This is a genomic window from Candidatus Aeolococcus gillhamiae (assembly GCF_016464765.1).
GTDB lineage: Bacteria > Chloroflexota > Dormibacteria > Aeolococcales > Aeolococcaceae > Aeolococcus > Aeolococcus gillhamiae.
This window is the reverse complement of the sequence record NZ_JAEKNS010000134.1, coordinates 23,110-47,192: the sequence shown is the minus strand read 5'-3', so window position 1 is coordinate 47,192 and position 24,083 is coordinate 23,110. Positions and strand designations below refer to the sequence as shown.

Annotated in this window: 23 protein-coding genes and 1 pseudogene; 16 read left to right on the top strand and 8 right to left on the bottom strand. The window is 68.4% G+C overall.

The window, feature by feature from the left end:
* Positions 1-108: 108 nt before the first annotated feature.
* The 3 genes from JF886_RS13520 to JF886_RS13510 all read left to right on the top strand — a co-directional run bounded on the left by JF886_RS13520 (position 109) and on the right by JF886_RS13510 (position 3,097).
* A complete protein-coding gene (locus JF886_RS13520) occupies positions 109-1,440 on the top strand; it encodes a cellulase family glycosylhydrolase (RefSeq protein ID WP_337313319.1) in 1,332 nt (443 codons plus the stop codon).
* Between the two features lie 197 nt (positions 1,441-1,637).
* Entirely contained in the window at positions 1,638-2,885 is a 1,248-nt protein-coding gene (locus JF886_RS13515) for a glycosyltransferase family 2 protein (RefSeq protein WP_337313317.1), read from the top strand.
* A gap of 83 nt (positions 2,886-2,968) precedes the next feature.
* Positions 2,969-3,097, top strand: coding sequence for a hypothetical protein (locus tag JF886_RS13510; RefSeq protein ID WP_337313314.1), 129 nt, complete (start codon positions 2,969-2,971; stop codon positions 3,095-3,097).
* A 31-nt stretch (positions 3,098-3,128) separates the two neighbouring features.
* Here JF886_RS13510 and JF886_RS13505 read toward each other — a convergent pair whose 3' ends face one another.
* On the bottom strand, positions 3,129-3,578 hold the full coding sequence (locus JF886_RS13505) for a hypothetical protein (protein WP_337313312.1): 450 nt from the start codon (positions 3,576-3,578) through the stop codon (positions 3,129-3,131).
* 253 nt (positions 3,579-3,831) lie between these two features.
* Entirely contained in the window at positions 3,832-4,287 is a 456-nt protein-coding gene (gene soxR, locus JF886_RS13500) for a redox-sensitive transcriptional activator SoxR (protein WP_337313349.1), read from the bottom strand.
* Between the two features lie 48 nt (positions 4,288-4,335).
* On the opposite strand from soxR, the gene JF886_RS13495 reads away from it, so the two are divergent.
* Positions 4,336-5,067 carry an SDR family NAD(P)-dependent oxidoreductase gene (locus JF886_RS13495; protein ID WP_337313309.1) on the top strand — a complete coding sequence of 244 codons (732 nt, stop codon included), beginning with the start codon at positions 4,336-4,338 and terminating at the stop codon, positions 5,065-5,067.
* Positions 5,064-6,122, top strand: coding sequence for an S-adenosylmethionine:tRNA ribosyltransferase-isomerase (locus JF886_RS13490; RefSeq protein ID WP_337313307.1), 1,059 nt, complete (start codon positions 5,064-5,066; stop codon positions 6,120-6,122). Before JF886_RS13495 ends, JF886_RS13490 begins: the two co-directional genes overlap by 4 nt.
* A 60-nt stretch (positions 6,123-6,182) precedes the next feature.
* On the opposite strand, the pseudogene JF886_RS13485 reads toward JF886_RS13490, so the two are convergent.
* From JF886_RS13485 to JF886_RS13470, 4 genes and pseudogenes are all read right to left on the bottom strand, one after another.
* A pseudogene (locus tag JF886_RS13485) lies at positions 6,183-7,642 on the bottom strand (amino acid permease).
* Between the two features lie 103 nt (positions 7,643-7,745).
* A complete protein-coding gene (locus JF886_RS13480) occupies positions 7,746-9,176 on the bottom strand; it encodes an aspartate aminotransferase family protein (protein ID WP_337313305.1) in 1,431 nt (476 codons plus the stop codon).
* Entirely contained in the window at positions 9,166-10,491 is a 1,326-nt protein-coding gene (gene gabT, locus JF886_RS13475) for a 4-aminobutyrate--2-oxoglutarate transaminase (RefSeq protein WP_337313303.1), read from the bottom strand. The genes JF886_RS13480 and gabT overlap by 11 nt, the downstream gene beginning before the upstream one ends.
* A gap of 11 nt (positions 10,492-10,502) precedes the next feature.
* A complete protein-coding gene (locus tag JF886_RS13470) occupies positions 10,503-12,017 on the bottom strand; it encodes an APC family permease (RefSeq protein WP_337313301.1) in 1,515 nt (504 codons plus the stop codon).
* Between the two features lie 119 nt (positions 12,018-12,136).
* Here JF886_RS13470 and JF886_RS13465 point away from each other — a divergent pair, with 119 nt between their 5' ends.
* The 4 genes from JF886_RS13465 to JF886_RS13450 are packed head-to-tail and all read left to right on the top strand — an operon-like array spanning position 12,137 to position 16,669.
* Positions 12,137-12,955 (top strand): helix-turn-helix domain-containing protein, encoded by an 819-nt coding sequence (locus JF886_RS13465; RefSeq protein ID WP_337313299.1) that lies wholly within the window; start codon positions 12,137-12,139, stop codon positions 12,953-12,955.
* Between the two features lie 30 nt (positions 12,956-12,985).
* The gene (locus tag JF886_RS13460) at positions 12,986-14,425 is read left to right on the top strand and encodes a gamma-aminobutyraldehyde dehydrogenase (protein WP_337313297.1); all 1,440 of its coding nucleotides are present in this window, start codon (positions 12,986-12,988) and stop codon (positions 14,423-14,425) included.
* Entirely contained in the window at positions 14,422-15,813 is a 1,392-nt protein-coding gene (locus tag JF886_RS13455) for an NAD(P)/FAD-dependent oxidoreductase (RefSeq protein ID WP_337313295.1), read from the top strand. Before JF886_RS13460 ends, JF886_RS13455 begins: the two co-directional genes overlap by 4 nt.
* A 1-nt stretch (position 15,814) precedes the next feature.
* A complete protein-coding gene (locus tag JF886_RS13450; RefSeq protein ID WP_337313293.1) occupies positions 15,815-16,669 on the top strand; it encodes a PhzF family phenazine biosynthesis protein in 855 nt (284 codons plus the stop codon).
* A gap of 1 nt (position 16,670) precedes the next feature.
* On the opposite strand, the gene JF886_RS13445 is transcribed toward JF886_RS13450, so the two are convergent.
* Entirely contained in the window at positions 16,671-17,024 is a 354-nt protein-coding gene (locus tag JF886_RS13445) for an ArsR/SmtB family transcription factor (RefSeq protein WP_337313292.1), read from the bottom strand.
* 146 nt (positions 17,025-17,170) lie between these two features.
* Between JF886_RS13445 and JF886_RS13440 the strand changes: the two genes are divergently transcribed.
* From JF886_RS13440 to JF886_RS13430, 3 genes are read left to right on the top strand one after another with little or no spacing between them, the layout of a single operon-like run.
* Entirely contained in the window at positions 17,171-17,629 is a 459-nt protein-coding gene (locus JF886_RS13440; protein WP_337313291.1) for an ArsI/CadI family heavy metal resistance metalloenzyme, read from the top strand.
* Positions 17,620-18,324, top strand: a complete 705-nt coding sequence (locus JF886_RS13435) for an MIP/aquaporin family protein (protein ID WP_337313288.1) — start codon at positions 17,620-17,622, stop codon at positions 18,322-18,324. The genes JF886_RS13440 and JF886_RS13435 overlap by 10 nt, the downstream gene beginning before the upstream one ends.
* A gap of 58 nt (positions 18,325-18,382) precedes the next feature.
* Entirely contained in the window at positions 18,383-18,709 is a 327-nt protein-coding gene (locus JF886_RS13430; RefSeq protein WP_502711435.1) for an arsenate reductase/protein-tyrosine-phosphatase family protein, read from the top strand.
* A gap of 65 nt (positions 18,710-18,774) precedes the next feature.
* Here the strand turns inward: JF886_RS13430 and JF886_RS13425 are convergent, their stop codons facing one another.
* Positions 18,775-19,116, bottom strand: a complete 342-nt coding sequence (locus JF886_RS13425) for a hypothetical protein (RefSeq protein ID WP_337313287.1) — start codon at positions 19,114-19,116, stop codon at positions 18,775-18,777.
* A 126-nt stretch (positions 19,117-19,242) separates the two neighbouring features.
* On the opposite strand from JF886_RS13425, the gene JF886_RS13420 reads away from it, so the two are divergent.
* From JF886_RS13420 to JF886_RS13405, 4 genes are all read left to right on the top strand, one after another.
* Positions 19,243-20,496 carry an ROK family transcriptional regulator gene (locus JF886_RS13420; RefSeq protein ID WP_337313285.1) on the top strand — a complete coding sequence of 418 codons (1,254 nt, stop codon included), beginning with the start codon at positions 19,243-19,245 and terminating at the stop codon, positions 20,494-20,496.
* An 18-nt stretch (positions 20,497-20,514) separates the two neighbouring features.
* Positions 20,515-21,786 carry a substrate-binding domain-containing protein gene (locus tag JF886_RS13415; RefSeq protein WP_337313282.1) on the top strand — a complete coding sequence of 424 codons (1,272 nt, stop codon included), beginning with the start codon at positions 20,515-20,517 and terminating at the stop codon, positions 21,784-21,786.
* A 132-nt stretch (positions 21,787-21,918) separates the two neighbouring features.
* Positions 21,919-22,722 (top strand): ATP-binding cassette domain-containing protein, encoded by an 804-nt coding sequence (locus tag JF886_RS13410; RefSeq protein WP_337313280.1) that lies wholly within the window; start codon positions 21,919-21,921, stop codon positions 22,720-22,722.
* 25 nt (positions 22,723-22,747) lie between these two features.
* Positions 22,748-24,082 carry a sugar ABC transporter permease gene (locus tag JF886_RS13405; RefSeq protein ID WP_337313278.1) on the top strand — a complete coding sequence of 445 codons (1,335 nt, stop codon included), beginning with the start codon at positions 22,748-22,750 and terminating at the stop codon, positions 24,080-24,082.
* Position 24,083: the final 1 nt, after the last annotated feature.

Below are 24,083 nucleotides of genomic sequence, written 5' to 3'. Positions count from 1 at the left end.
ATACGGTGAATCGGCATCGCCCCCCGGTCTGGCCCCACGGACCGTCGATGACGAGGACCAGCCATCTCCCGCCCCTTTGCCCGCCTGCGCCAGCTCAGCCACCGATCGGTGGTCGGCGCGCCCCTCCTGGCGGCGGTGCTCTGCTGCGCCGGCTTCGCGGCGGGAGGCGAGACGCCGCACGGCAACGCTGACGGCACCCTTCGATTCGGCGCGGACCTCCTCCACTCCCTCCCGTCGGCCGCAGGGACGTCGGCGTCCGGGAACAACCCTTCCACTGGTCTGTCAGGAACCGCCGGCCAACGGAGCGCCGGCGGCGCCGCGGGTTCGAACCCCTCCGCCGCAAGCGCGCATCCGACCGCATCGGCTGGCCCCTCAGCCGGTGCCGCCGGTGGATCGGGGCTGGTCAGCCGCAACGGCACCTCGCTGATGCTGAACGGCAGTCCCTGGCAGTTTGCCGGCTACGACGACTACCGCCTGACCTCGGCGTCGCCCGGCCACCAGTGCGGTGGTGCGCAGAGCAGCGCTGACGTGGCCGCGGCCCTGGACGAGATCCGCAACAACTCCGGGGCAACCGTGGTGCGGACCTGGTTCATGCAGGCATACGGCGGGCCCGGCAACTGGAGCCAGTTCGATCACGTCCTGTCGGCCGCTGCCGCGCGTGGGATGAAGGTGATCCCGGTCCTCGCCGACCAGTGGGCGGCGTGCGAACCGTGGCCGGCCGGGCAGGCGCCGTACCGCACGCTCGCCTGGTACCAGTCGGGATATCGCGCCGTCGACTACGGCTACAGCCTGTCGTACCGGGACTACGCCGCTGCGATCGCCGCCCACTACCGGAACAACCCGACCATCGCCTTCTGGCAGCTGGTCAACGAGGCCGAGGCCCTCGACGGCGTCGGGAGTGCCTGTGAGGACGCGGCCGCCAATGCCGCTCTTCGCTCCTTCGCCGACGACGTCGCCGGGATCATCAAGGTCAATGACCGAGGCCACCTGGTGAGCCTTGGCACCATCGCCACAGGCCAGTGCGGCACCTCGAGCACGTCCGACTTCCTGAACCTCCACTCCGGCCTCATCGACATCTGCGAATACCATGACTACTTCGGCCGCGGCGGGCTGCCAGGTGACCAGTGGCACGGCGTTGCAGTACGCATCAACCAGTGCCATTCGCTCAACAAGCCGATCTTCGCGGGCGAAGTCGGCCTCCAGGCGTCGATCGCCGCGGATGGGAGCACCGGCGGGCCGGTCACGGCGGCGTCGCTGGCGCAGCGTGCCTCGTTCCTCAAGGAGAAGTTGCAGGCTCAATTCGGCGCGGGCATCGCGGGCTTCCTGATCTGGCAGTACGCGGCGGGCCCACGCACGGACAACTATGAGGTCCAGCCCGGCGATCCCACCGAAGCCGTCATGGCGCGCGTCGCTGTCACACTCGACGGCTGGCTCGGCTGAGAGGTTCTGTGGCCGGCCACGGGTGATCTCGTCGCACGCTGCAAGGGATTGCATGGTCCGTCGTTAGAAGGGATGTGAAGTCCTTCTTGCCGGTGGGTGTCCCGCGACGCCGTGCGCCTTCGCCTGTCGCGACCGTCGACCGGGCGGGGCGGCAGATGCTCGAGCTTCGGCGGGCCGCCGACCCCGACTCCCCCCTCGTGAGCGTCGTCCTCCCGTGCCTCGATGAGGCCGGCTCGGTCGGGACGGTGATCCGCGAGGCGTTCGCTGCCTTGCGCGAGGCCGGACTTGATGGCGAGGTGATCGTCGCCGACAACGGTTCCACCGACGCCTCCGCCGAGATCGCCGAGGCCGCCGGTGCCCGCGTCGTGAGCGCGCCAGTGCGCGGGTACGGCAACGCCTACCACGCAGGGATGGCCGCCGCGCGCGGCCAGGTCCTGGTCATGGCCGACGCGGACGGGACCTACCCGATGCAGGCGATTCCTGAGCTGGCCTACCCGGTTCTGTACGGCACCTCCGACATGGTGATCGGCAGCCGGCTCATGGGTGCGATCGGCAAGAAGGCGATGCCATGGAAGCACCGCTACATCGGCAACCCGATCCTGACCCGGCTCCTCAACCGCTTCTTCAACATCACCGTCTCGGACGCCCACAGCGGGATGCGCGCGATCGACGCGCGCGCCTACGCCTCGCTGGGGCTGAGGACGCCGGGGATGGAGTACGCCTCCGAGATGATCGTGCAGGCCGCGCGGGCCAAGCTGCGGGTCGGCGAGATGCCCATCCCGTACCACCCACGCGTCGGTGAATCCAAGCTGCAGACGTGGCCCGACGGGTGGCGCCACCTCAAGTTCCTGCTGCTGGCGAGCCCAACCTGGCTGTACCTGATCCCCGGCATCTTCGCCTTTGTGCTCGGGCTCGCGTTGGTCATCCCCATGACCTTCGGCCCTGTGCACCTCGGGCCCATCAACCTGGTCCTGCACCCCATGCTCGTCGGTGCCGTCCTGACCATCATCGGCTGGCAGATGATTCAGCTGGGGGTGCTGGTGCGCGTCTGTCTGCCGCTACCGACCGGGGTCACTGACCGGTTGTCCGATTTCGTCAACCGCCGTCTCACCATCGAGCGAACGCTGCTGGGCGGCGCCGGCGTGCTCGGCATCGGCGTCCTCGCCGGCGCCGCCATTGCCATCAAGTGGGCCACCGAGGGCTTCGGACCACTGCAGGAGGTGCGGCCCGGCATCGCCGCGCTGGTCCTCTGCGTCCTTGGCGCACAAACCATCTTCGCCGCGTTCCTCTACGCCTTCTTCCTCCCGGCGTACTTCGGCGGCGACGTGGCGCCGGGTCGCATCGAGCGCGACGATCAATTCGTTGCCCGGCCGGTGCTGCTGACCGGCCGGCGGGCCGCCTCGGCGGCGGTGAGTGTCGCGGAGAACACCGGCTCGCGTAGCTGACGCTGTGCCACCCGGCACCCCGAGGTGATGTAGCGTTCCAGGGGCGGAACACGTCCACTCGAATCCCACTGGAGGCAGCCCACATGGCCAGCGAGAAGACGCGCGGCGCGCCCAAGAAACAGCAGAAGAAGCCCAAGGCTCCCTCCACAGGGAAGGCGGCGCGCCGGGAAGCGGCCAAGAAGGCACACCAGACCGGGCAGACCTCCGGCTGACGCACTTCGCAGACGGCCCGGGACGGCACGCCTAGCCCTTGTGCACGCCGGTGCTGCCCACGGCTCCGACCAGGCCGCTGCAGTCAACGCAGCGAAAGCAGGCGATACACCGCGTGCAGCGCACGCAGGCGACGCACGCCACGCAGCCACGCAACGCGACCGAGAGAACGCTGAGCACCGAGCCGGCGACGCCGGCGCTGAGGACGGTCAGCGCACTTCCGGCGGTGGCCACGCTGGCCACGGTCGCCGCGCTGCCGGCGGTCATCGCGCTGGCCGCAGTCCCTGCGCTTCCAGCGGTGGCGACGCTGGCGTAGGTCGCTACGCTGCCCGCCATGGCAACACTGGCGCGCGTGCGCACGCTCCCGGCGGTGGCGACGCTCCACCGGGTGTCGACACTGCCGGCGGTGGCGACGCTCGCGGTCTCGTCGCTGTCATCAGAGCCGGCGGTGCGGCCGAGGACGTGGACGTCGGGCGAGGCCATCGGAGCAGCCTAGCAAGAGCCCCCGACCACCTTGTGACGCTCTCGTCGTCTGGCGGGTTCGCCGCGAGACCCGCTAAGGCAGCAAACGCGGCAGCCGCGGCTTCGAACAACCTGCGGTACAACGGCGGCCTGGTCGAGGCTCATCTTCGGCGCCACCAACGGGGCCGGAGCCGACCTGTACGCCAACGATCATCCGTACATCGTGAATCGGAGTGGAGCAACCACGCCGGCGGGTGCTCCATGTCGTAGCGCCCTAGGGTCGCCGGAGAGACGAGGGGAGGAACCGCGCGCCTGCGCCAGCCCCAGCGGCGACGTCGCTGGGGTTGGACAGTGCGCAGCGGCGGAGCGACAGGCACCCACAACCGATGCACGTAGACAGTCCGTCGCGCAGCGCCACGAGCCCAGCGATCTGCTCGTCGAGCCGGCTGCGCCAGGAGCTGGAAAGACGCGCCCAATCGGCCTTGGTCGGAACGCGCGACTCGGGCAGCGCGGCCAGCGCGGCCCGGATCTCGTCGAGCGACAGCCCAACATTCTGGGCGGCCCGGATGAACGCGAGCCTGCGAAGCACGCTGCGCGGGTAGCGGCGCTGGCCCCCGTCGCTGCGCGCTCCGCTGATCAGGCTCTCCTTCTCGTAGTAGCGCAGGGCCGAGGCGGCAAAGCCCGCCCGGCGCGCCACCTCGCCAATGGGAAGGTGGTCGTCACTGCGCACGCTCACCCCACTTGACATAAGGCTTACTTTAACTTCTACCCTGGCGACATGACAACCTCCAGCCGGACCACCCCCACTCCGCGGGTCGCCTACGTCAGCGGTGGCTCGCGCGGGCTCGGCCACGCGCTGAGCACCGAATTGGTTCGTCGCGGGTGGCACGTAGTCATCGACGGCCGTGATGCCGGCCGCCTTGCGGCCGCCGCCGCAGCGATGCCTGAACCGGCGTCTGTCAGCGCAATTCCCGGTGACGTCGCGGATCCCGACCATCGTGGACGCATCGCCGCCGCCGTGGCGGCTGCCGGCGGCCTCGACCTGGTCGTCAACAACGCCAGCGTGCTGGGGCCGAGCCCCCAACCACGGCTCGCCGAGTATCCACTCGCGGCGCTCGCGGCCGTCTACGCGGTCAACACCTTCGCACCCGTGGCGCTGTTGCAGCTTCTCCTCCCCCACCTCGCGGAGCGTCAGGGCCGGGTGATCAACGTCTCGTCCGACGCGGCGACGGAGCCCTACGAGGGCTGGGGTGGCTACGGGTCGTCCAAGGCGGCGCTCGACCACATCACCGCCATCCTCGGCGTCGAGCATCCCGGGCTTCGCGTCTACGCGTTCGACCCCGGCGACATGCGCACCGACCTCCAGCAGCAGGCATTCCCCGGTGAGGACATCAGCGATCGGCCCACCGCCGAAAGTGTCGTCCCGTCACTGGTGCGCCTGGTCGAGGGCGAGCTTCCCAGCGGTCGCTACACGGTGGGCGAGCTCGCCAACTCGGCGACCTCCCCATGATCGCGCCGGCTCGGGGCATGGCCCGCCCCCACACTCGGTTCATCGCGCGTGAAGGGCTCGAGGCGGCGGTGCCGGCGGAACAGCGCGGCATCGCACGCGACGGCGTGCGCCTTCTCGTGGCAACGCGTGCCGATTTGTCCCATCGCCGGTTCCGCGACCTTCCTGAGGTGCTCGAGGCGGGCGACCTGGTGGTGGTCAACACGTCGGCGACCGTGCCCGCCGCGCTGCGCGCCGAGCGCGAGGATGGCCAGCCTGCGCGCGTGCATCTTTCCGGCTGGCTCGACCCGGCGCACTGGATCGTTGAGGTCCGCCGTGCTGACAACCGCGGGCCCGACCGGGGCGGCGCCGCGGGTTCGGTGCTTCGACTTCCCGGTGGCGTGGCCCTCACGTTGGAGCGCCCGCATCCGGACTCTGCGTCCGCTCCCACGCGGCTCTGGGTGGTGTCTGTCACTCCGACAACGGAGCCAGTGCCGTACCTCGGCGTGCACGGACGCCCCATCGCGTACGGCCACCTCGCCGACTCCCTTCCGCTGAGCGCCCACCAGACGGTGTACGCGGATGAGCCCGGCAGTGCGGAGATGCCGAGCGCCGGTCGGCCCTTCACCGCCGAGCTGCTCGTTCGTCTCATGGCCGCCGGGATCACTGTCGCCCCTCTGATACTGCACGCTGGCGTCTCGAGCCCGGAGTTCCACGAACCCCCGGCACCGGAGCGCTACTCCGTGCCGGTGAGCACGGCCCGGCTGGTCGCCGACACACGTCGCGCCGGCAGGCGCGTCGTCGCCGTCGGCACCACGGTGGTGCGCGCCCTCGAGACGGTGGCGGCGGATGGCCAGATACGGGGCGGTGAGGGCTGGACGGATCTCGTTCTCGAGCCTGACCGCCCGGCACGGGTGGTGAGCGGCCTGATCACGGGTCTGCACCTTCCGGAGTCGAGTCACCTGCTGCTGCTCGAGGCGGTCGCCGGGCCCAAGATGGTCGCCGACGCCTACGCAACCGCGGTGGACGCCGGCTATCTCTGGCACGAGTTCGGTGACTCGATGCTCTTCCTGCCCTAGGCAAGCAGCCGATCGACGATGGCGTTGACAGTCAGGTCGTCGTGGGGGCCGTGCGCGCGGTCAGCTGGCGGCTCTTCGCTGACCGACGCGACTGTGCCTCGCCCCGTACGATGCATACACGACCAGCCCTATCGCCATCCAGATGACGAACCGCAACCAGGTCAGGGCGGGCAGGTTGAGCATTAGGTAGACCGACGCGAACACGGAGAGCACCGGCGTCACCGGCATGCCCGGAGTGTGGAATGCCCGCTTGAGGTCGGGGCGCGTGCGTCGCAATATCAGGACGGCGATCGCCACCAGGACGAAGGCGAACAGCGTTCCGATGTTGACGAGGTCGGCGAGGTCGGCGAGTGGGACGAAGAACGCCACCGCCGCCACCACGGCGCCGGTCACCAGGGTGGTCCGAACTGGTGCTCCGGTGCGCCTGTTGACCTTTGCGAAGGCCGCGGGCAGCAGGTGATCGCGACTCATCGCGAAGAAGATCCGGCTCTGCCCCAGCATGAGGATCATCATCACCGTGGTGAGGCCCGCGAGCGCGCCCGCCGAGATGATGTTGGCGAAACCCGGGTGGCCGACCGAGCGGAAGGCTGCGGCGAGCGGTGCGGCGATGCTGATGTGGTTGAACTTGACCATCCCGGTCACCACCAGCGAGACGGCCACGTACAGCACGGTGCAGATGGCCAGCGAGGCGATGATTCCGATTGGCAGGTCGCGTTGCGGCTTCTTCGTCTCCTCGGCCGCGGTGGCCACGATGTCGAAACCGATGAAGGCGAAAAAGACGAGCGCGGCGCCGGTGAAGATGCCGCTGATTCCGAAGGAGCCGGGCGCCACCCCGAGGTCCTGCAACAGCGACTTGGTGACGGTGGCGCCGCCTGACGGGATGGTCCCGCTCGGTGGGATGAACGGCGAGTAGTTGGCGGCGTGGATGTAGAAGAGCCCGGCCACGATCACGAAGAGGACGATGGCCACCTTGATGGTCACCACGACCAGGTTGACCGTGACGAGACCTTGATCCCGAAGCAGATCACCCCGGTGAGCACCAGCACGATCGCCGCCGCGATGACGTTGTGGCCATCACCGATGAGCGCGCTCGGGATGGTGATCCCGCCGGCTTTCAGAAGGTCGACCGCGTAGGTCGACCAACCCACGGCCACCGTGCTCGCGCCCAGCGCCAGCTCGAGGATGAGATCCCAGCCGATGATCCACGCCACCATCTCGCCGAGCGTCGCGTACGAGAAGGTGTAGGCGGATCCCGCCACCGGGACGGTGCTGGCGAACTCCGCGTAGCACAGGGCCGCCAACCCGCACGCGATGCCGGCGACCACGAACGAGAGGGCGACCGCGGGGCCGGCCTGGACGCCGGCGGCCTTGCCGGTGAGCACGAAGATCCCAGTGCCGATGATCACGCCGACGCCGAACACCGTCAGGTCGATGGGGCCGAGCCTCCGCCTCAGGCCGTTCTCGGCGTCCTCGGTGTCCTCGATCGACTGCTCGATCGACTTGGTCCGCAAGACGTTCACGGCGCCGCTCCTCCTCCTCCGCCCGGCACCCGCTCCCGCGGCGGGCGGGGTGGAGCATAGGCAGGCGGTACCGTCGTGAGTCAGCCTTTGGCGCTGGCGAAGGCTAGGCGCTGGTCAGGTCGCGAGCGAACTCCGCGAAGTTGTCGATGTAGCGTCGCACGTCCGCCTCGCTGTGCTGCACCGACAGGGTCCAGTTCTCCTCGGCGCCGGGCGCCATCAGCACCTCGCGGTTGCTCTGGTACAGCCAGGAGAGGTACGGCACCGACTTGTCGATGTCGAGGTAGTCGCGGTAATTGCGCACCTTCTCCTTGCGGTACGTCACGCAGCCGCGTGCGGCGAGGGTGAGAGCATGGAACGGCAGGTCGTGTTCGCTGATGATGCCGTCCAGGCCGCCCTGCAGCTCCTCGGCGAGCGCATCGAAATGCGCGTACGCGCCGGGTGTGAGCACCTCGAGGAGGGTGGCGCGCGACGCCGCCGTGGTGAGCGGGTTGCCATTGAACGTGCCCATCTGGGCGACACGCCCGTCGGTGATCGTGGCCATCACGTCCTCGCGTCCGCCGATGGCGCCGCATGGCAGACCACCACCGATCGCCTTGGCGAGGCAGACGATGTCGGGGGTGACGCCGAATCGTTCCGACGCTCCACCGGGGGCGATGGTCACGCCCGTTTTCACCTCGTCGAAGACGAGCAGGGCGCCGTGGCGGTGGGCGATGTCGCGCACCCCGGCGAGATAGCCGTCATCCGGCAGGACGATGCCGATGTTCATCATCACCGGCTCGACGACCACGGCGGCGATGTCGTCGTGGTGGCTGAAGGCACGCTCCAAGGCGTCGAGATCGTTGAACGGAACGACGGTGACCAGGTCGACGTTGGCCCGCGGGATGCCCTCGCAATACGGGACGGAGTTGGGATGGTCGACGGGGCCCATCAGGTCAGGGGCCGGCTCCACACTGACCATCAGCGAGTCGTGGTGGCCGTGGTACGAGGCCTCGATCTTGACGAGCCGCTCGCGCCCGGTGAACCCTCGTGCCAGCCGCACCGCGTCGAGTGTTGACTCCGTGCCGCTGTTGGTGAACCGCCACTGCGGTTGCGAGAACCGCCGCGTGAGCTCCTCTGCGACCGCGGCATCCTCGGCAACCGGCTGCGCGAAATGCGAACCGCGCGCCATGCGGTCGTTGACGGCGGCGACCACCGAGGGGTGCGCGTGGCCGACCACCATGACCCCGAAGCCGTTGTGGAAGTCGACGTACTCGTTGCCGTCGACGTCCCAGACATGACTTCCCTGGCCCCGGTCGATGAACACCGGCTGCGGTGGGGTGTCCTGGAACGACGATGGGACGCCGCGTGGCATCGAGTGGGTCGCACCCTGCCAGAGCTCACGCGATCGCTGGCGCTTGGCCAGGAACTCGCGCTCCTCCCGCTCGGTGAGCTCGGCGACGCGCTTGGGGTCGATGGCGCTGCTGGTGCTGCGCCCGGGCGGACTGCTCGACGACGTCGGCCACGGGCCCCTCGGGCTGCTTGCGTCAGCGGACATGTTGCCTCCTCGTGAGGGTCGCCGGTTCAGCGGCGGTGGCGGACTCGACTGATTGCTCGAGGATCTCGAGGCCCTTGGACAGCTCGTCGTCGCTGATGGTCAGGGGCATGAGCAGGCGGATGACGTTGTCGTACAGCCCCGCGCGCAACAGCGCGAGGCCGCGGCTGTGCGCCTCGCGCAGAACAGCGATGGCCAGTTCCGGGGCCGGCTCACGGCTAGAGCGGTTGTGAACCAGTTCCATCGCGGTCATCGCGCCGATGCCGCGCACGTCACCGATGCAGTCGTGGCGCTCTTGCATCAGTCGCATGTGCTGGATGGCAGTCTCGCCGACGTGTCGTGCACGTGCGCAGATGCCGTCGCGCTCGATGACCTCGAGCACCGCCAGCGCTGCCGCGCAAGCCACCGGGTTGCCTCCGAAGGTGCCGCCGAGGCCGCCCGGCGCGGGTGCGTCCATCAGCTCGGCGCGCCCGACAACCGCCGCCAGCGGCAGCCCTCCCCCGAGCGACTTGGCGAGAAGCACGAGGTCGGGCTCGACACCCCAGTGGTTCACCGCGAACATCTCACCGCTGCGCCCCAACCCAGTCTGGATCTCGTCAGCGATCAGCGGGATGTCGAGCTCATGGAGCAGGCGTGCGAGCCGGGGGAGGAAATCATCGGGGGGCACGACGAAGCCGCCCTCACCCTGCACGGGTTCCACGATCACCCCGGCCACCCGGTCGGGTGGCACCTGCGAGGCGAAGAGCGCGGCGAGCGCCTCCAGGCTCGCGTCTGCCGTCTGGTCGTGATACGCGTAGGGGTAGGCTGCCTGGTACACCTCGGTCGCGTACGGCCCGAAGTTCTGCTTGTACGGATGCACCTTCCCCGTCAGGCTCATCGCCATCAGCGTGCGCCCGTGGAAACTGTTCTGGAAGCTGATGATCGCCGGCCGGCCGGTGGCCGCCCGCACCACCTTCACCGCGTTCTCGACCGCCTCCGCGCCGCTGTTGAGCAACAGTGCCCGCGCCGGCTTCGGAACCGGAGCAAGCGCGCAGAGTCGCTCGCAGAGCTCGACGTAGACGTCCGGCATCATCACCGGGCCGCCAGAGTTGATCAGCAGATCCACCTGGCGGTGGATGGCTGCGACCACGTCGGGATGGCCATGGCCGAGGTTGTTGACGCTGATGCCGCTGGCGAAGTCGAGGAAACGCTTGCCATCGGAGTCGATGAGGGTGGTGCCAGCCGCGGAGTGGGCGAACCCGGTCATGGTTGACCCCATTCCGCGCGCGACGGAACGTTCCCTCCCCTTCTGGAGCTCAGCGTTGGCGTGGTGCTTCATGAGCACGGCGCCTAGCTGACGGAGGCCGTCGGCGCTGCAGTGAGCCTGCCGTCAACCATGACGTAGGAGACGGTCTTCTGGCGGAAGAATCCGGAGCGGTTCGTGACCACCGCCAGGATCAAGAGCGGGATTCCCAGGGCCATGGTCACCAGCACCGGCATCGCCGTGGTGATGTCGGTCGTCCACGACTGGTACTCAATGAAGCCGCTCAGCGCGAGCAATGCCACGCCGCCGATGAACGGAAGGAGCCCGGCGAAGATGAACATCTTGGCTCCGCTGGCGAGCACCTTGCGGAATGCCCAGGTGCACGCGATCCCGGTGACGCCGTAGTACACGGCAACCAGGACGCCGATGTTGAGGATCAGGTTGGCGAAGACAGTGCTCACGCTGTCCGACAGCAACGTCACCACGATGACCACCAGCGCGAAGACGGCGGTGATAATCGTTCCCACCCAGGGCGTGAGCCAGCTCCTGTGCACCGTTGCGAAAGCTTTTGGGAAGACTCCGTCACGCGCCATCGAGAAGCTGAGCCGGCTCGAGGGCAGCAGCGTCGTCTGCATGGTCGCCACCGTCGAGGACACCACCGCGAGGATCATGAGGTAGGTCAGCGGCGAGCTCGCCAGCTGCTGCGCGAAGTAGTAGAGGATGTTCGTCGAGTTGTTCGGATCGGCGAAGGCGTCCTGGCTGATAACCAGCTGCATCGCGATCGCCGCGATCAGGAAGATGAAAAGCAGGATGAACATGCTGATGATCCCGGCGCGCCCGGGATTCTCGTCGGCTGCCTTGGATTCCTCGTTCACGTTGGCCGCAGTGTCCCATCCCCAGAAGAAGAAGACACCAAGCGCCAGGCTGCTGGCGAGTGCCCCAAAACCCACGGAGCCGGGGTTGAACCAGCTGGACGCGACCGCGTTGGTAGCGTGCTGACCGCCGATCACCTTGATGATCGCCGCCAAGGCGAACCCAAGCACGATCAGGTACTCGATGGCGACCAGGATCCACTGGAAATTCGCCGTGATCCGGATGCCACGGACCACCATGAACGTCACCAGCGCAAGCCACGCCGCCCCGACGCCGGCGATCCAGTACTTGTTGCCGGCGGCGTCGGCGCTGATCTGGCCCGGGAACACGCTGTTGAGCAACTGCATGGTGTATGCGCCGGCCACGATCGGCGCGGAGGCGCAGAACAGCACGTTTGCGGCCAGCTGCACCCAACCCGAGAACCACCCGATGTACGGGTTCAGCGTGCGGCTCACCCACGAATACGAGGCGCCGCAGTTCGGATCCATCCGGTTGAGGTAGTAGTACGCGATCGCGATGAAGAGGACGGGGATGAAGCTCACCAGGATCGCCGCCGGCGACGCGAGCCCGACAAAGGCGAAGACCAGCGCCACCGACGCGGCCAGGCTGTATGCGGGTGCCACGCTCGAGGTGGCGATCACCGTCGTGTCGAAGAGATTCAGGGTGTTGGTCTTGAGCTGCGACTCGACGCGCCGCTCGTGAACTATCGGCTCCGCGACCGTGGCCATCCACCCACCTCCGATCTGCCCAAGGACCATCTTGCAGAACACCTGCAAGGGCCGGCGCACACCCTAAGCGGCGGATGCTAGGCTCGTCAAGTGGGTCCACGGGGATGTGGGAGACGGTGGTGAGCACCCCAGCAGCGGTGCGCTACTCGGTGAGCGAGGTCGCACGAATGGTCGGTGTCAGCCCCTCCACGTTGCGAGCCTGGGAGCAGCGCGGCTTGGTCCGCTCATCGCGAAGCGCCGCAGGGTGGCGCCGATACGACCCGACCGACGTGACCCGTGCCCGCGAGGTGCACCGGCTGCGCGAGGTGGATGGGCTCGCTGTTCACGCGATCGCACGCCGATTGCGTGTGGGGGCGGCGCGAACGACGCGCCGCGCACCACGACTCGCATCGTCCGATGTGGGCACTGGCCTCGGCAAGCGGTTGCGCGACAGGCGTAACGACAACGGCATGTCGCTGCGCGCGCTGGCCGCAGCCGCCGGGGTCTCGCCCTCCCTGGTCTCGGAGATCGAGCGTGGCGTCGTGCAGCCATCGATCGCCTCCTTGCAGAAGCTGAGCGCCGCGCTGGGGACCACCGTGGCAGCGCTCGTCGCCGTGGCTGCGCCGGCGTGCCGCGTTCTCGGTGGTGAGCTGGCGCCGATGGACATCCCCATCCCCGGTGTGCGGATCGAGGATCTCTCCGGCACCGCCGAGCTGCTCGAGCCGCAGCGGTTCAGCGTGGAGCCGGGTCAGGGCAGCGGTGGCGAGTACGCACATGAGGGCGAGGAGTTCCTCTATGTGCTCGAAGGCACGCTCTCGATCACACTCGACCGCCATGAGCAGTTCGACGTGGCGGCCGGGATGTCGCTCTGCTTCGAGTCGACACGCAGACACCGCTGGTGGAACCCGGGCCAGGTGGTCACCCGGGTGCTCTGGATCAACACGCCGCGCACGTTCTGACGCGGTCACTTCACATCGGGGGTTTCGGACATGGCTGTGACGGTCGAGACGGTGCGCAACGTGGTCAACGGCGAGTCGGTGGAGACCAGGGACGGCGGCACGCTCCCGATCGTCAATCCCGCCACTGGCGAGGTGTTCGCGCAGTCGCCGCTGTCGAGCGCGGAGGACGTCGACGCTGCCTACCACGCTGCCGCAGATGCCTTTCCCGACTGGCGCGACGCGACTCCGAAGGAGCGCAGCCTCGCTCTGCTCCGCTTCGCCGACATCCTCGAGGCCCACGGCCGCGAGCTGGTCGAGCTCGAATGCCGCAATACGGGCAAGCCGCTTGCACTGACGGAGAGCGAGGAGCTTCCGCAGCTCCACGACACGGTGCGCTTCATGGCCGGCGCGGCGCGGTGTCTCGAAGGTCGCGCATCGACCGAGTACATGGCCGGCCACACCAGCTGGATCCGTCGCGAGCCGGTCGGAGTGTGCGGCCAGGTGACTCCATGGAACTACCCGATGCTCATGGCTGTCTGGAAGTTCGCACCAGCCCTCGCTGCCGGCAACACGGTCGTGCTCAAGCCGTCCGACACGACGCCGTTGACCACCGTGCGCATGGCGGAGCTGGCCCGCGAGGTGCTGCCGCCGGGTGTCTTCAACGTCGTATGCGGCGATCGTACGACGGGGGCCGCGATGGTGTCCCACAGGATCCCAGCGATGGTGTCGATCACAGGCAGCGTGCGCGCGGGACGCGAGGTCGCCCAGGCGGCGGCACTTGACCTCAAGCGCGTCCATCTCGAGCTCGGCGGCAAGGCGCCGGTCATCGTCTTCGACGACGCCGACGTCGAGCTGGCCGCTGAGGGCATCGCCGGCGCCGCGTACTTCAACGCGGGCCAGGACTGCACGGCTGCCACCCGAGTGCTCGCCGGGCCGCGTGTTCACGACGAATTCCTCGCGGCGCTCACCGAACAGGCACGCGCAACTCACACCGGTCCTCCCGACGACGTCGACGCAGCGTACGGCCCGCTCAACAACCGCGATCAGCTCGCCCGGGTCCGAGGATTCCTCGATCGGATCCCCAGCCACGCCTCCGTCGCGGTGGGCGGCGCAGCGGCGGAGGGACCCGGTTTCTTCCAGGAAGCCACGGTGATCGCCGGGGTGCGCCAGGACGACGAGCTCATCCAGCAGGAGATCTTCGGCCCGGTGGTCACTGTGCAGCGCTTCACCGACGAGGAGGAGGCACTGCGCTGGGCGAACAGCGTCGAGTATGGCCTGGCGTCCAGCGTCTGGACGCGCGACCACGGCCGGGCGATGCGGATGTCCCGCCTGCTCGACTTCGGCTGCGTGTGGATCAACACGCACATCCCGTTGGTCTCGGAGATGCCGCATGGCGGTTTCAAGCACTCCGGGTACGGCAAGGACCTGTCCCTGTACGGGCTCGAGGACTACACGCGGATCAAGCATGTGATGTCCAACATCGGGGCGTGACGGTCGCAAGCGCTCGGCACTACCGCGGCCTCAGTCTCTGGCTCGACTACGTTGATGACGACCTCACCCCGCGTGCCCAGCTCGACGGTGATCAGGATGTCGACGTGGCCATCGTCGGTGCGGGCTTCACCGGGTTGTGGACCGCGTATGCGCTGCTGCAGAAGGACCCGACGCTGTCCGTTCTGCTGCTCGAGCGCGAGATCGCCGGTTTTGGCGCCAGCGGCCGCAACGGCGGCTGGTGCAGTGATCTATTCCCAGTGCCATGGGCTCGGCTTGCCCGCCGCCACGGCAGGGCTGCAGCCAACGCCATGCACCGCGCCATGGTCGACGGCATCGCTGACATCGCGGCAACCCTCGATCGCGAGGGGGTCGAGGCCGACATGCTGCGCGGTGGCCAGCTGAAGCTGGCCCGCACGTCGCTGCAGGAGGCGGAGCTGCGCGACGAGGTGGCTCACTCGCAGCGGCGCGCAGACGCGGACCTCGCGCTGTGCTGGCTCGACGCCGGCGACGTTGCGGAGCGCATCCGGGTCACCGAGTGCCGTGGCGCCGCCTACACCCCGAACTGCGCGCGCATCCACCCCGCCAAGCTGGTTCGCGGCCTCGCGCGAGCGGTCGAGCGATTGGGCGGGCGCATCGCCGAGCAGACCACAGTCCTCGAGGTTCAACCGCACCGCGCTCTCACATCTCGGGGAACGGTGCGGGCCAAGGTGGTGGTGCGCGCCACCGAGGCGTACACCGCGACCCTTCGCGGCGAGCGGCGAGCCCTCCTGCCTCTCTACTCGCTGATGATCGGCACGGCGCCGCTGTCCAGCGAGGCGTGGGCGGAGATCGGCTGGGCGCGGGGCGAGACCGTCAATGACGGCCGCCACCTGCTCATCTATGCGCAGCGGACCGCCGACGATCGCATCGCTTTTGGCGGGCGCGGAGCGCCGTACCACTACGGCTCGCGCATCTGCGAGGATTTCGACCGCGAACCCGTCGTCTTCCGCGCTCTCGAGGAGGCCCTGCACGACCTTGTTCCCCAGACCCGCGGAGTTGCCGTGACGCACCGCTGGGGAGGTCCGATCGGTGTGGCCAGGGACTGGAATCCGTCGGTGGGCATCGACCGTTCTAAGGGCCTTGCCTGGGCGGGCGGGTACGTCGGCGACGGTGTGACCGCCGCGAATGTTGCGGGCCGCACGCTCGCCGACCTGATCCTCGACCGGGAGTCGCCGCTGATCGGTTTGCCCTGGGTCCAGCACCACTCGCGACGATGGGAGCCCGAGCCGTTGCGCTGGCTGGGCGTCAACACCAGCGTGCGCGCCATGCGCGGCGCTGACGACGTGGAACGGCGCACCGGGCGGCGCTCGTGGCGTGCCCGGGCGGTGACGCGGCTTCAGGGAGGCTGAGATGGACAACGGAGTCGAGGTTCTTCGCTACACGGCGTTCTCCGACGATCCCAGCGGCGGAAATCCCGCCGGGGTGGTGCTCGACGCCAATGGACTCGACGACGCGACGCTGCTGCGAATCGCACACGACGTCGGCTACAGCGAGACGGCGTTCCTGTGGCCGTTGCCGCGACCTGGTGACTACACGATCCGCTACTTCAGCCCGGTCGCCGAGGTTCCGTTCTGTGGCCATGCGACGATCGCCTCGGCGGTCGCGCTCGCCGATCAGGGTGCCGGTGGCGAGCTGCGTTTCCAGACACCGGCGGGCGAGGTGGCCGTGCGCGTGCACGCGGATGGGAGTCGGCGGACCGTCGCGACACTCACCAGCGTCACGCCGTCGGTGAGCGAGACGCCGGCGGCGATTGTCGCCGAAGCCCTTGCGGCGCTTGGCTGGCAAGAGGACGACATCGACCCGCAGTTGCCACCGCGCATCGCCTTTGCCGGCGCGCACCACCTCGTGTTCGGGGTGCGTTCGCGCGAGTTGCTGTCGAGGCTGTCCTATGACTTCGAACGGCTGCGCCAGCTCATGACCGCCGAGGATTGGACCACCATCCAGCTCGTCTGGCGCGAGGGCCCCGCCATCTTCCATTCACGCGTGCCGTTCCCCGTCGGCGGTGTCGTCGAGGATCCTGCGACCGGTGCCGCGGCCGCCGCCCTAGGCGCCTACCTGCGCGAGCTCGGCGCTGTTCAGCCGCCGGCGACGATCACCATCCACCAGGGCGACGACATGGGGCGCCCCAGCCTTATCGCAGTGGAGATCGACCCGGGCTCGGGCGGGATCCGGGTAGCGGGCACCGCCGTGCCCATCCCCGCCTGAGCTACAGCAGCCCGGCGAGCACCGCTTGCGCGATCACGGGCAGCTTCGGCGACAGAGCGTAGAACGCCCAGATGCCGTGCTTGGCGCTGGTGACCAGCCCGGCATCGCGGAGCTTGCCGAGGTGATGACTCACCGTTGGCTGGCCGACGTCGAAGGCCGCGGTGAAGTCGCACACGCAGATGGGCTCGTCCGCCTGGGCGAGCATGGCCAGCATCTGGAGCCGGGTGGGGTCGGACAGGGCGCGCAGCAGCGCAGCGGCCTCATCGACCACCGCCGCCGGCAAGGGCTCACTCAGCTCCTGGCAGCAGCCCTTGACGCGGGTCGTCGCCATCGGCAGCTCGCTCACGGTGGTCATCGGCGCATCATACCCATTGACACGCGTCGATGGGACGGTGTAGCATCTGGACACAATCAATCGACAGTCATCGATAGGAGGTGTGCCGTGCCGTGTGATTGCCCGTGTCCCTGTGAGTGCCCGTGCGTCGGCGGGTGCCTCTAGCCGTGTCTCGCGTTCAGCTGGCCATCAACGTCACCGACGTGGATGCGGCGGTCGCGTTCTACTCGAAGCTGTTCAGCACCGAACCGGCCAAGCGCCGTCCCGGGTACGCCAACTTCGCGATCGCCGAGCCACCGCTGAAGCTCGTGCTCATCGAGTCGGCCGACGCCGGCGCGACGCTCAACCACATTGGCGTCGAGGTCTCCTCCACCGAGGAGGTCGTCGCCGCCACCCGACGTCTTGCAGCCGCCGGTCTGGAGACAGCCGTCGAGGACGGCGTCGAGTGCTGCTACGCCCTCCAGGACAAGGTGTGGGTGAGCGATCCGGACGGGGCGCCTTGGGAGGTGTACACCGTGCGCGGCGAAGCTGATGGATCACACGTCACGACCCTGCGCGCGAACGGCACGTGCGGGGCCGGCGCCTGCGCAACTGATGGGAGGAGTGCCACCGCCCCGTGCTGCTGACACGCCGAGCCCTTGCCGAGTTCGTCGGCACCGCATTGCTGCTCATCGCCGTGGTGGGGTCGGGCATCGCCGCGCAGCGGCTCAGCCCGTCGGATACCGGCCTTCAGCTGCTCGAGAATGCACTCGCCACCGGGTCGGCCCTGGCGGCGATCATCCTCGCGGTTGGGGCCGTCTCCGGCGCGCACCTCAACCCGGTGGTGAGCCTCGTGGACACAGCGTTCGGCGGCCTGCGCCGGGCTGAGCTCGCCGCCTACGTCGCGGCGCAGGTCGCAGGCGCATGCGCCGGCACCGTCGTCGCCAACCTGATGTTCTCGCTGCCGGCGTTGCAGATCTCGCACAAGGCACGGAGCGGGGGTGGTCTGTGGCTCGCCGAAGCCGTCGCCACCTTTGGCCTGCTGCTGGTTATCTTCGGGCTGGCGCGGAGCCGGCGCGCGCACATGGCGCCATTCGCGGTCGGCGCGTACATCACGGGCGCGTACTTCTTCACCGCGTCGACCAGCTTCGCCAACCCCGCCGTCAGCATCGCGCGCATGTTCTCGGACACGTTCGCAGGGATCTCACCCGGGTCCGTGCCAGGGTTCGTGATCTTCCAAGTCGTCGGGTCCATCGTCGCCTTCGGCGCGATCCGGCTTCTCTACCCGACCTTTGTCGACACCCAGCGTGTCGTCGTCATGCCCCATGAGGAAGCCTCATGACCCAGCCTACCCTTCCCCGCGCACTGTTCGTGTGCGTACACAACGCGGGCGTTCGCAGATGGCCCAGGCATTCTGGGAGAGCCTCGGTGGAGAGGCGCGCTCGGCGGGGTCGGATCCAGCTGACACTCTGCATCCGGAGGTGGTCGCGGTCATGCGCGAGGTCGGCATCGACCTCAGCGAGCGCATCCCGCGCCCGCTGACGAATACCGACGCCGAGTGGGCCGAGGTGGTCGTCACCATGGGCTGCGGTGACGCCTGCCCGTTCATCCCGGGCAAGCGCTATGTCGATTGGGAGCTGGATGACCCTGCGGGCCGGGACGAGTCCGCGGTGCAGATCGTCCGCGACGAGATCCGCAGCCGCGTCGAGGCGCTAGCTCGCGATTAGGTGCATGCGCCGCCGGCGGCGCAGCACGAGTCCGAGCCGCAATTCCTTGCGTGAGCGTCCGCCCGCTACTCCGCCGAGTCCTTCCACCCCATGTGCTTCCAGTTGAGGATGCCCCGCAGCCCCAGCCGGGAGATGTGCAGCTGATGGAACTCCTCGTATTGCTCGGCCGCGGCGGTGTCGACGCTCAGGTACACGGCCTTCGTGGTGATGCGGGCGACGTCCGCCGCGGGGGCCATGTAAGTGCGACCGTGCTGGCGATGCGAGAACACGATCCCGTGGAAGATGTCCTCCTCGGGCAATGCCGCCACCTCGAGGACGTGGCCCACCTCCGTACCGTCGCTGGCGATGACGGGAAGATGCGCACCAACCGCCATCCACGAGACCTGTTCTTCGGGTTCGTCGGCCATGTCGCCGCAACCTTAGCGAAGGCCGAACCGCCTGGCGCTGCCCCCTGAACCAGCCCCGTCAAGATCTGACGGCCGAAGGGGCAGCGGCGGACAAATGCCGTCAAAGCTTGACAGTGGCCATCGCGGATGCGCACAGTCCGCGGCATGGTTGGGCGGCGTAGCGGGGGTTCGTTGACGGATCTTCGGCGCGCCAACCGTCATGAGGCACTGACCACGCTGCGATTGAACGGTCCTCTGACCCAGGCGGAGATCTCGCGTGCCACCGGTCTCTCGCATGCCTCGGTGTCCAACATCGTCCGCGAGCTGACCAGCCAAGGCCTGGCGCGCACCTCAGAGGTGCACCGCAACGGCCGCAAGGTCGCCGAGGTGAGCCTCGAGCCATCGACCGGCCTCGTCGGTGGGATCGACTTCGGCAATCGCCACATCCGTGCAGCGGTCGCGGACTTCACCCACACCGTGCGTGGCGAGGCCTATGTGACCCTCGCGTACGGCCACGAGGCGGCCGTGAGCGTGTCGGAGGCGGCGCGCGTGTTCCGAGAGCTTCTCGCCAACGCCGGCGCACACATCTCAGACGTCCAGGTGCTCGCGGTGGGCGTGCCCGGGCCGACCAACCGCGACTCTGGCCGCACCCTCTCCTCAGCGATCCTCCCCGGCTGGGCCGGGTTCAACGTGACTGCGGCCTTCGAGGAAGCGCTCGGGGTCCGAACCACCGTCGACAACGACGCCAACCTGGGAGCGCTGGCCGAGGGCCTCTGGGGAGTGGGCCGCGGGTTCAGCGATTTCGCGTACGTCAAGGTGTCGACCGGTATCGGCGCGGGCCTCGTGCTCAACGGGCAGCTATACCGGGGTGTTGCCGGCTCGGCGGGCGAGATCGGACACACGACCATCGAGGAGGACGGCCCGCTGTGCCGCTGCGGCAACCGAGGCTGCCTCGAGGTGTTCGCCGCCTCTCCGGCGTTGCTCGAGTTGCTGCGCAGGAGCTATCCGGACGACTTCACCGTGACCGACCTGCTCCGCCTCAGCGAGGAGGGGGACGTGGGCTGCCGGCGCGTGCTCACCGATGCGGGACGGCACATCGGCGTGGCGCTGGCCAACCTGTGCAACCTGCTCAGCCCACAGCTGATCATCGTTGGCGGAGAGCTCGCCGGCGCCGGCGAGGTGCTGCTGTCGGCGATTCGCGAGTCGATCGCACGGCGCACCATGGCGCTCCCCGCCCACGCCCCGAAGATCACCACCGGGGCCTTCTCCGAGCGCGCCGGCGTCCTTGGCGCGCTCGCGCTCGCGCTCCAGGAAGGGGACAGCGTGGCGCCGTACGGTGCCCGCGACCAATTGGTTTCCACTGACAGGGCATCCGCCCATCAAATCTCATTGGCCGGCTAGCTACAGGAGGACCTCGGCATGCGGATCAACAGCAGAAGCTCGGGCACGCTCACCCGGGCGACACGATGGGGAGCGGTGGTCGGCGTGGCCGCTGTGGCCGCAGCGTGCGGAAGCAGCAACAACACGACGTCGCCGTCCTCGTCGGGAAGTGGTGCAACGGTCCCGTCGGGCCTCAGCGTCAAGTCCTTCGACAGCTCGTTCTCCGTGATGAGCCAGCTCAAGGACCTGCACTCGGCCGGCAAGGGATTGGTCGGTGTCATCCTCCCTGACACGACCTCGTCGACCCGGTACGTCAACTTCGACGCCCCGTACCTGACCCAGGCGTTCACCGCAGCCGGGTACAGCAGCTCGGACTTCAAGATCGACAACGCCCAGGGCAGCGACGCCACCGAGCTCGCAGACGCCCAGGCGGACATCACGCTGGGCGCCAGCGTCCTCGTGTACGACCCGCTCGACAGCACCGTGGGCGCGCAGATCCAGCAGCTCGCGCAGTCGCACGGCGTGAAAGCAATCAGCTACGACCGCGCCACCTTCCAGGGCACCAACACCTACTACGTCAGCTTCGACAACGTCCAGGTGGGCAAGCTGATCGGTACCGGATTCCAGTCGTGCCTGCAGTCCTGGAGCGTCACCAGCCCGAAGGTCTTCACGCTCAACGGTGGCGAGGACACGGACCCGAACGCGGTCTCCTTCGCCCAGGGCTACAACTCCGTCGTCTGGGGCGACACCACCACTCCTGAGCCCGCTGGCAAGACCGGCGCCAACGGGGCACTGCTGGTCGGTGACCAGATCACCCCGGGTTGGGTCAACGCCACCGGCGGCACGATCTTCCAGCAGCAGTACACCGCGCACAAGGAGATCAACGCCACCATCGAGGCCAACGACGGACTTGCCAACGCCGTCATCACCGTCCTGAAGAACGCCGGCGTCAGCGCCAAGAAGATCCCCACCACCGGTCAGGACGCCACCCTTCAGGGCATGGAGAACATTCTGCAGGGCTTCCAGTGCGGGTCCGTGTACAAGGCCGTCTACTTGGAGGCCCAGGACGCCGTCGCCCTGGCGACCATCCTGCGCGCTGGCCAGACTCCTCCTCCCGCCCTCGTCAACGCCACGACGCAGCCTGCTAAGGCCGGGAGTGGCACGGCCGAGCCCGCGTCGCTGCTGACCCCGCAGTGGGTCGACGCGACCAACATGGCCACGACCGTCATCAAGGACAAGTTCGTGTCCGCCTCGACGCTGTGCACCGCGGTGGGTACGAGCGTCTGCTCCGCCGCCGGGATCACCCCGTAGGCAAAAACCGTTGCCGGAGGCACCGCCGCGCTGGGCGCGGGGGTGCCCCACACCTTCCCAACGAGAGGACCATAATGCCGATCGCGATGAGGTGCCGCCTGTCTCAGCCCGCGGTCACCGGGCAGGGCTGACATGAGCGAAGTCACCACCGCCGTGGCAGGCGCCGAGGCCCTCCTCACCGTGCGCGACCTGGACAAGCACTTCGGTCCCGTGCAGGCGCTGTACAAGGTCCACCTCGACCTCCGCGCCGGCGAGATCACCGCGTTGTGCGGCGACAACGGCGCCGGCAAGTCCGTGCTCACCCGGTGCATCTCCGGCATCCATCCGCCCGACCACGGGCAGATCAGCTGGGAGGGAAAGCCGGTGCACATCCGCAGCGCCCGCGACGCCTCGCGGCTGGGCATCGAGACCGTGTACCAGGACCTCGCTCTCGCGGACAACCTCGACATCGTCCAGAACATGTTCTTGGGACGGGAGATCGTCCGGCGCCGCCTGCTCGACGAGGATTCGATGGAGCGCGCGGCCAGCAAGACGCTGGCCGGACTGCGCGTCACCACGGTCAGGTCGATCCGCCAGCCGGTTGCGTCCCTGTCCGGCGGCCAGCGGCAATCCGTCGCCGTCGCCAAGGCGGTGATGTGGAACTCCAAGCTGGTCATCCTCGATGAGCCCACCGCGGCGCTCGGCGTGAACCAGACGAGGCAGGTCCTCGATCTGGTGCGGCGCCTCCGCGACAACGGGTTGGCGGTGATGCTCATCTCGCACAACCTCAACGATGTCTTCGAGGTGGCCGACCGGATCGCTGTGATGCACCTCGGCCGCATGGTCGCGGAGGCGAACGCCAGCGAGTTCAACCGGCAGAGCCTTGTCGAGTACATGACGACCGGAGCGTCGAGCCAGACCACGGCAGCGGGTGCCACTGCCGCACAGGGGAGTTGAGCGAATGGCTCGTGTCGACGAACCCGTGACAGCGCTGCAGAGCGCCGGGGAGGAGCCGCCGGCGCCGGAGACCGCCGAGGCTGCTGCCGCGGCGGAGCTGGTGGTTCCACCGTCGCTGGTCGCCCAGTCCCTTGGCGAGTATCTCCGCGGCTGGGCCGCTCGCGTGCGCAACGGCGACAGCGGAGTGCTCCCCGTTCTCGTCGGCATGGTGCTCATCGCCATCGTCTTCGAGGCGATCAGCCCCAGTAACGTCTTCCTCGACCCCAAGAACCTCGTCAACCTCTTCCAGCAGAGTGCGGTATTCATGGTGCTGGCCATGGCGGAGTGCTTCGTCCTGCTGCTGGGCGAGATCGACCTCTCCGTCGGCTACTCGGGACCCCTCGCCGGTGTCATCGCGGTGCAGCTGGTGCAGCCGAGCACAACCAATTGGCACTGGCTAGCCGCGATCGCCGCCGCACTGCTGGCCCTTGCCTTGTGGGGCTTGGTAATGGGGTCCGTGATCACACGCGTGCGCGTTCCGTCCTTCATCGTCACGCTGGCCGGCTTCCTCATCCTCAACGGAGTCGTGCTCATTGTCCTCAGCTTCGGGCCTTTCTCGGGCTACCCGAGCCTGAACGGCAACTCGCCAAACCAGAAGGCGCTCTACGACCTCATGAATGGCAGCGGGATCGACCCGACCATCAGCTGGATCGTGATGATCATCATCGTCGGCCTGCTCAGCGTGAGCCTGTGGTTGCGAGACGCGCGTCGCCGGCGCAGCGGGCTGGTGGCCCCGCCGCGCGCGCTCACCATGATCAAGATCGTGGCCATCGCAGTGGTCGGGGTGGTCGTGGTGGCCATCTGCAACGTCAACCGCGCCAATTTCGGAACGGTCGCCGGCGTGCCCTGGGTCATCCCGGTCGTGCTCGGGGTATTCGCGTTGTGGATGCTGCTCCTGGAGAGGACACGATTCGGCCGCTACATCTACGCCATCGGCGGCAATCCCGAAGCAGCCCGACGAGCGGGCATCAGCCTGGCGCGCATCCGTACCATCGCCTTCATCCTGTGCTCGGTCACCGCGGGGATTGCCGGAATCCTGTACGTCTCGTACCTCGGCGGCGCATCGAACAACATCAACGGCGGCCAGCTCACGCTGTACGCGGTGGCGGCGGCAGTGATCGGCGGGACCAGCCTGTTCGGTGGCCGAGGCCGCGTGTTGCACGGCCTGCTCGGCGGCCTGGTGATCGGCGGCATCTACAACGGCATGTTCCTGCTCGGGCTGCACGTGGAATGGGAGTTCATCGTCACCGGCCTGGTCCTGCTCGTCGCGGTCGCCATCGACTCGCTGTCACGGCGCAGCGCCAGTGTGGCGCGCGCCTGAG

Excerpts from the sequence above, each read along its gene's own strand:
- JF886_RS13495 (WP_337313309.1), top strand. The coding sequence starts at position 4,336 with ATGACAACCTCCAGCCGGACCACCCCCACTCCGCGGGTCGCCTACGTC.
- JF886_RS13450 (WP_337313293.1), top strand. The coding sequence starts at position 15,815 with ATGGACAACGGAGTCGAGGTTCTTCGCTACACGGCGTTCTCCGACGAT.
- JF886_RS13490 (WP_337313307.1), top strand. The coding sequence starts at position 5,064 with ATGATCGCGCCGGCTCGGGGCATGGCCCGCCCCCACACTCGGTTCATC.
- JF886_RS13415 (WP_337313282.1), top strand. The coding sequence starts at position 20,515 with ATGCGGATCAACAGCAGAAGCTCGGGCACGCTCACCCGGGCGACACGA.
- JF886_RS13420 (WP_337313285.1), top strand. The coding sequence starts at position 19,243 with ATGCGCACAGTCCGCGGCATGGTTGGGCGGCGTAGCGGGGGTTCGTTG.
- JF886_RS13510 (WP_337313314.1), top strand. The coding sequence starts at position 2,969 with ATGGCCAGCGAGAAGACGCGCGGCGCGCCCAAGAAACAGCAGAAGAAG.
- JF886_RS13470 (WP_337313301.1), bottom strand. The coding sequence starts at position 12,017 with ATGGCCACGGTCGCGGAGCCGATAGTTCACGAGCGGCGCGTCGAGTCG.
- JF886_RS13460 (WP_337313297.1), top strand. The coding sequence starts at position 12,986 with ATGGCTGTGACGGTCGAGACGGTGCGCAACGTGGTCAACGGCGAGTCG.
- JF886_RS13445 (WP_337313292.1), bottom strand. The coding sequence starts at position 17,024 with ATGACCACCGTGAGCGAGCTGCCGATGGCGACGACCCGCGTCAAGGGC.
- JF886_RS13410 (WP_337313280.1), top strand. The coding sequence starts at position 21,919 with ATGAGCGAAGTCACCACCGCCGTGGCAGGCGCCGAGGCCCTCCTCACC.
- JF886_RS13430 (WP_502711435.1), top strand. The coding sequence starts at position 18,383 with ATGGCCCAGGCATTCTGGGAGAGCCTCGGTGGAGAGGCGCGCTCGGCG.
- JF886_RS13425 (WP_337313287.1), bottom strand. The coding sequence starts at position 19,116 with ATGGCCGACGAACCCGAAGAACAGGTCTCGTGGATGGCGGTTGGTGCG.
- JF886_RS13505 (WP_337313312.1), bottom strand. The coding sequence starts at position 3,578 with ATGGCCTCGCCCGACGTCCACGTCCTCGGCCGCACCGCCGGCTCTGAT.
- JF886_RS13480 (WP_337313305.1), bottom strand. The coding sequence starts at position 9,176 with ATGTCCGCTGACGCAAGCAGCCCGAGGGGCCCGTGGCCGACGTCGTCG.
- gabT (WP_337313303.1), bottom strand. The coding sequence starts at position 10,491 with ATGAAGCACCACGCCAACGCTGAGCTCCAGAAGGGGAGGGAACGTTCC.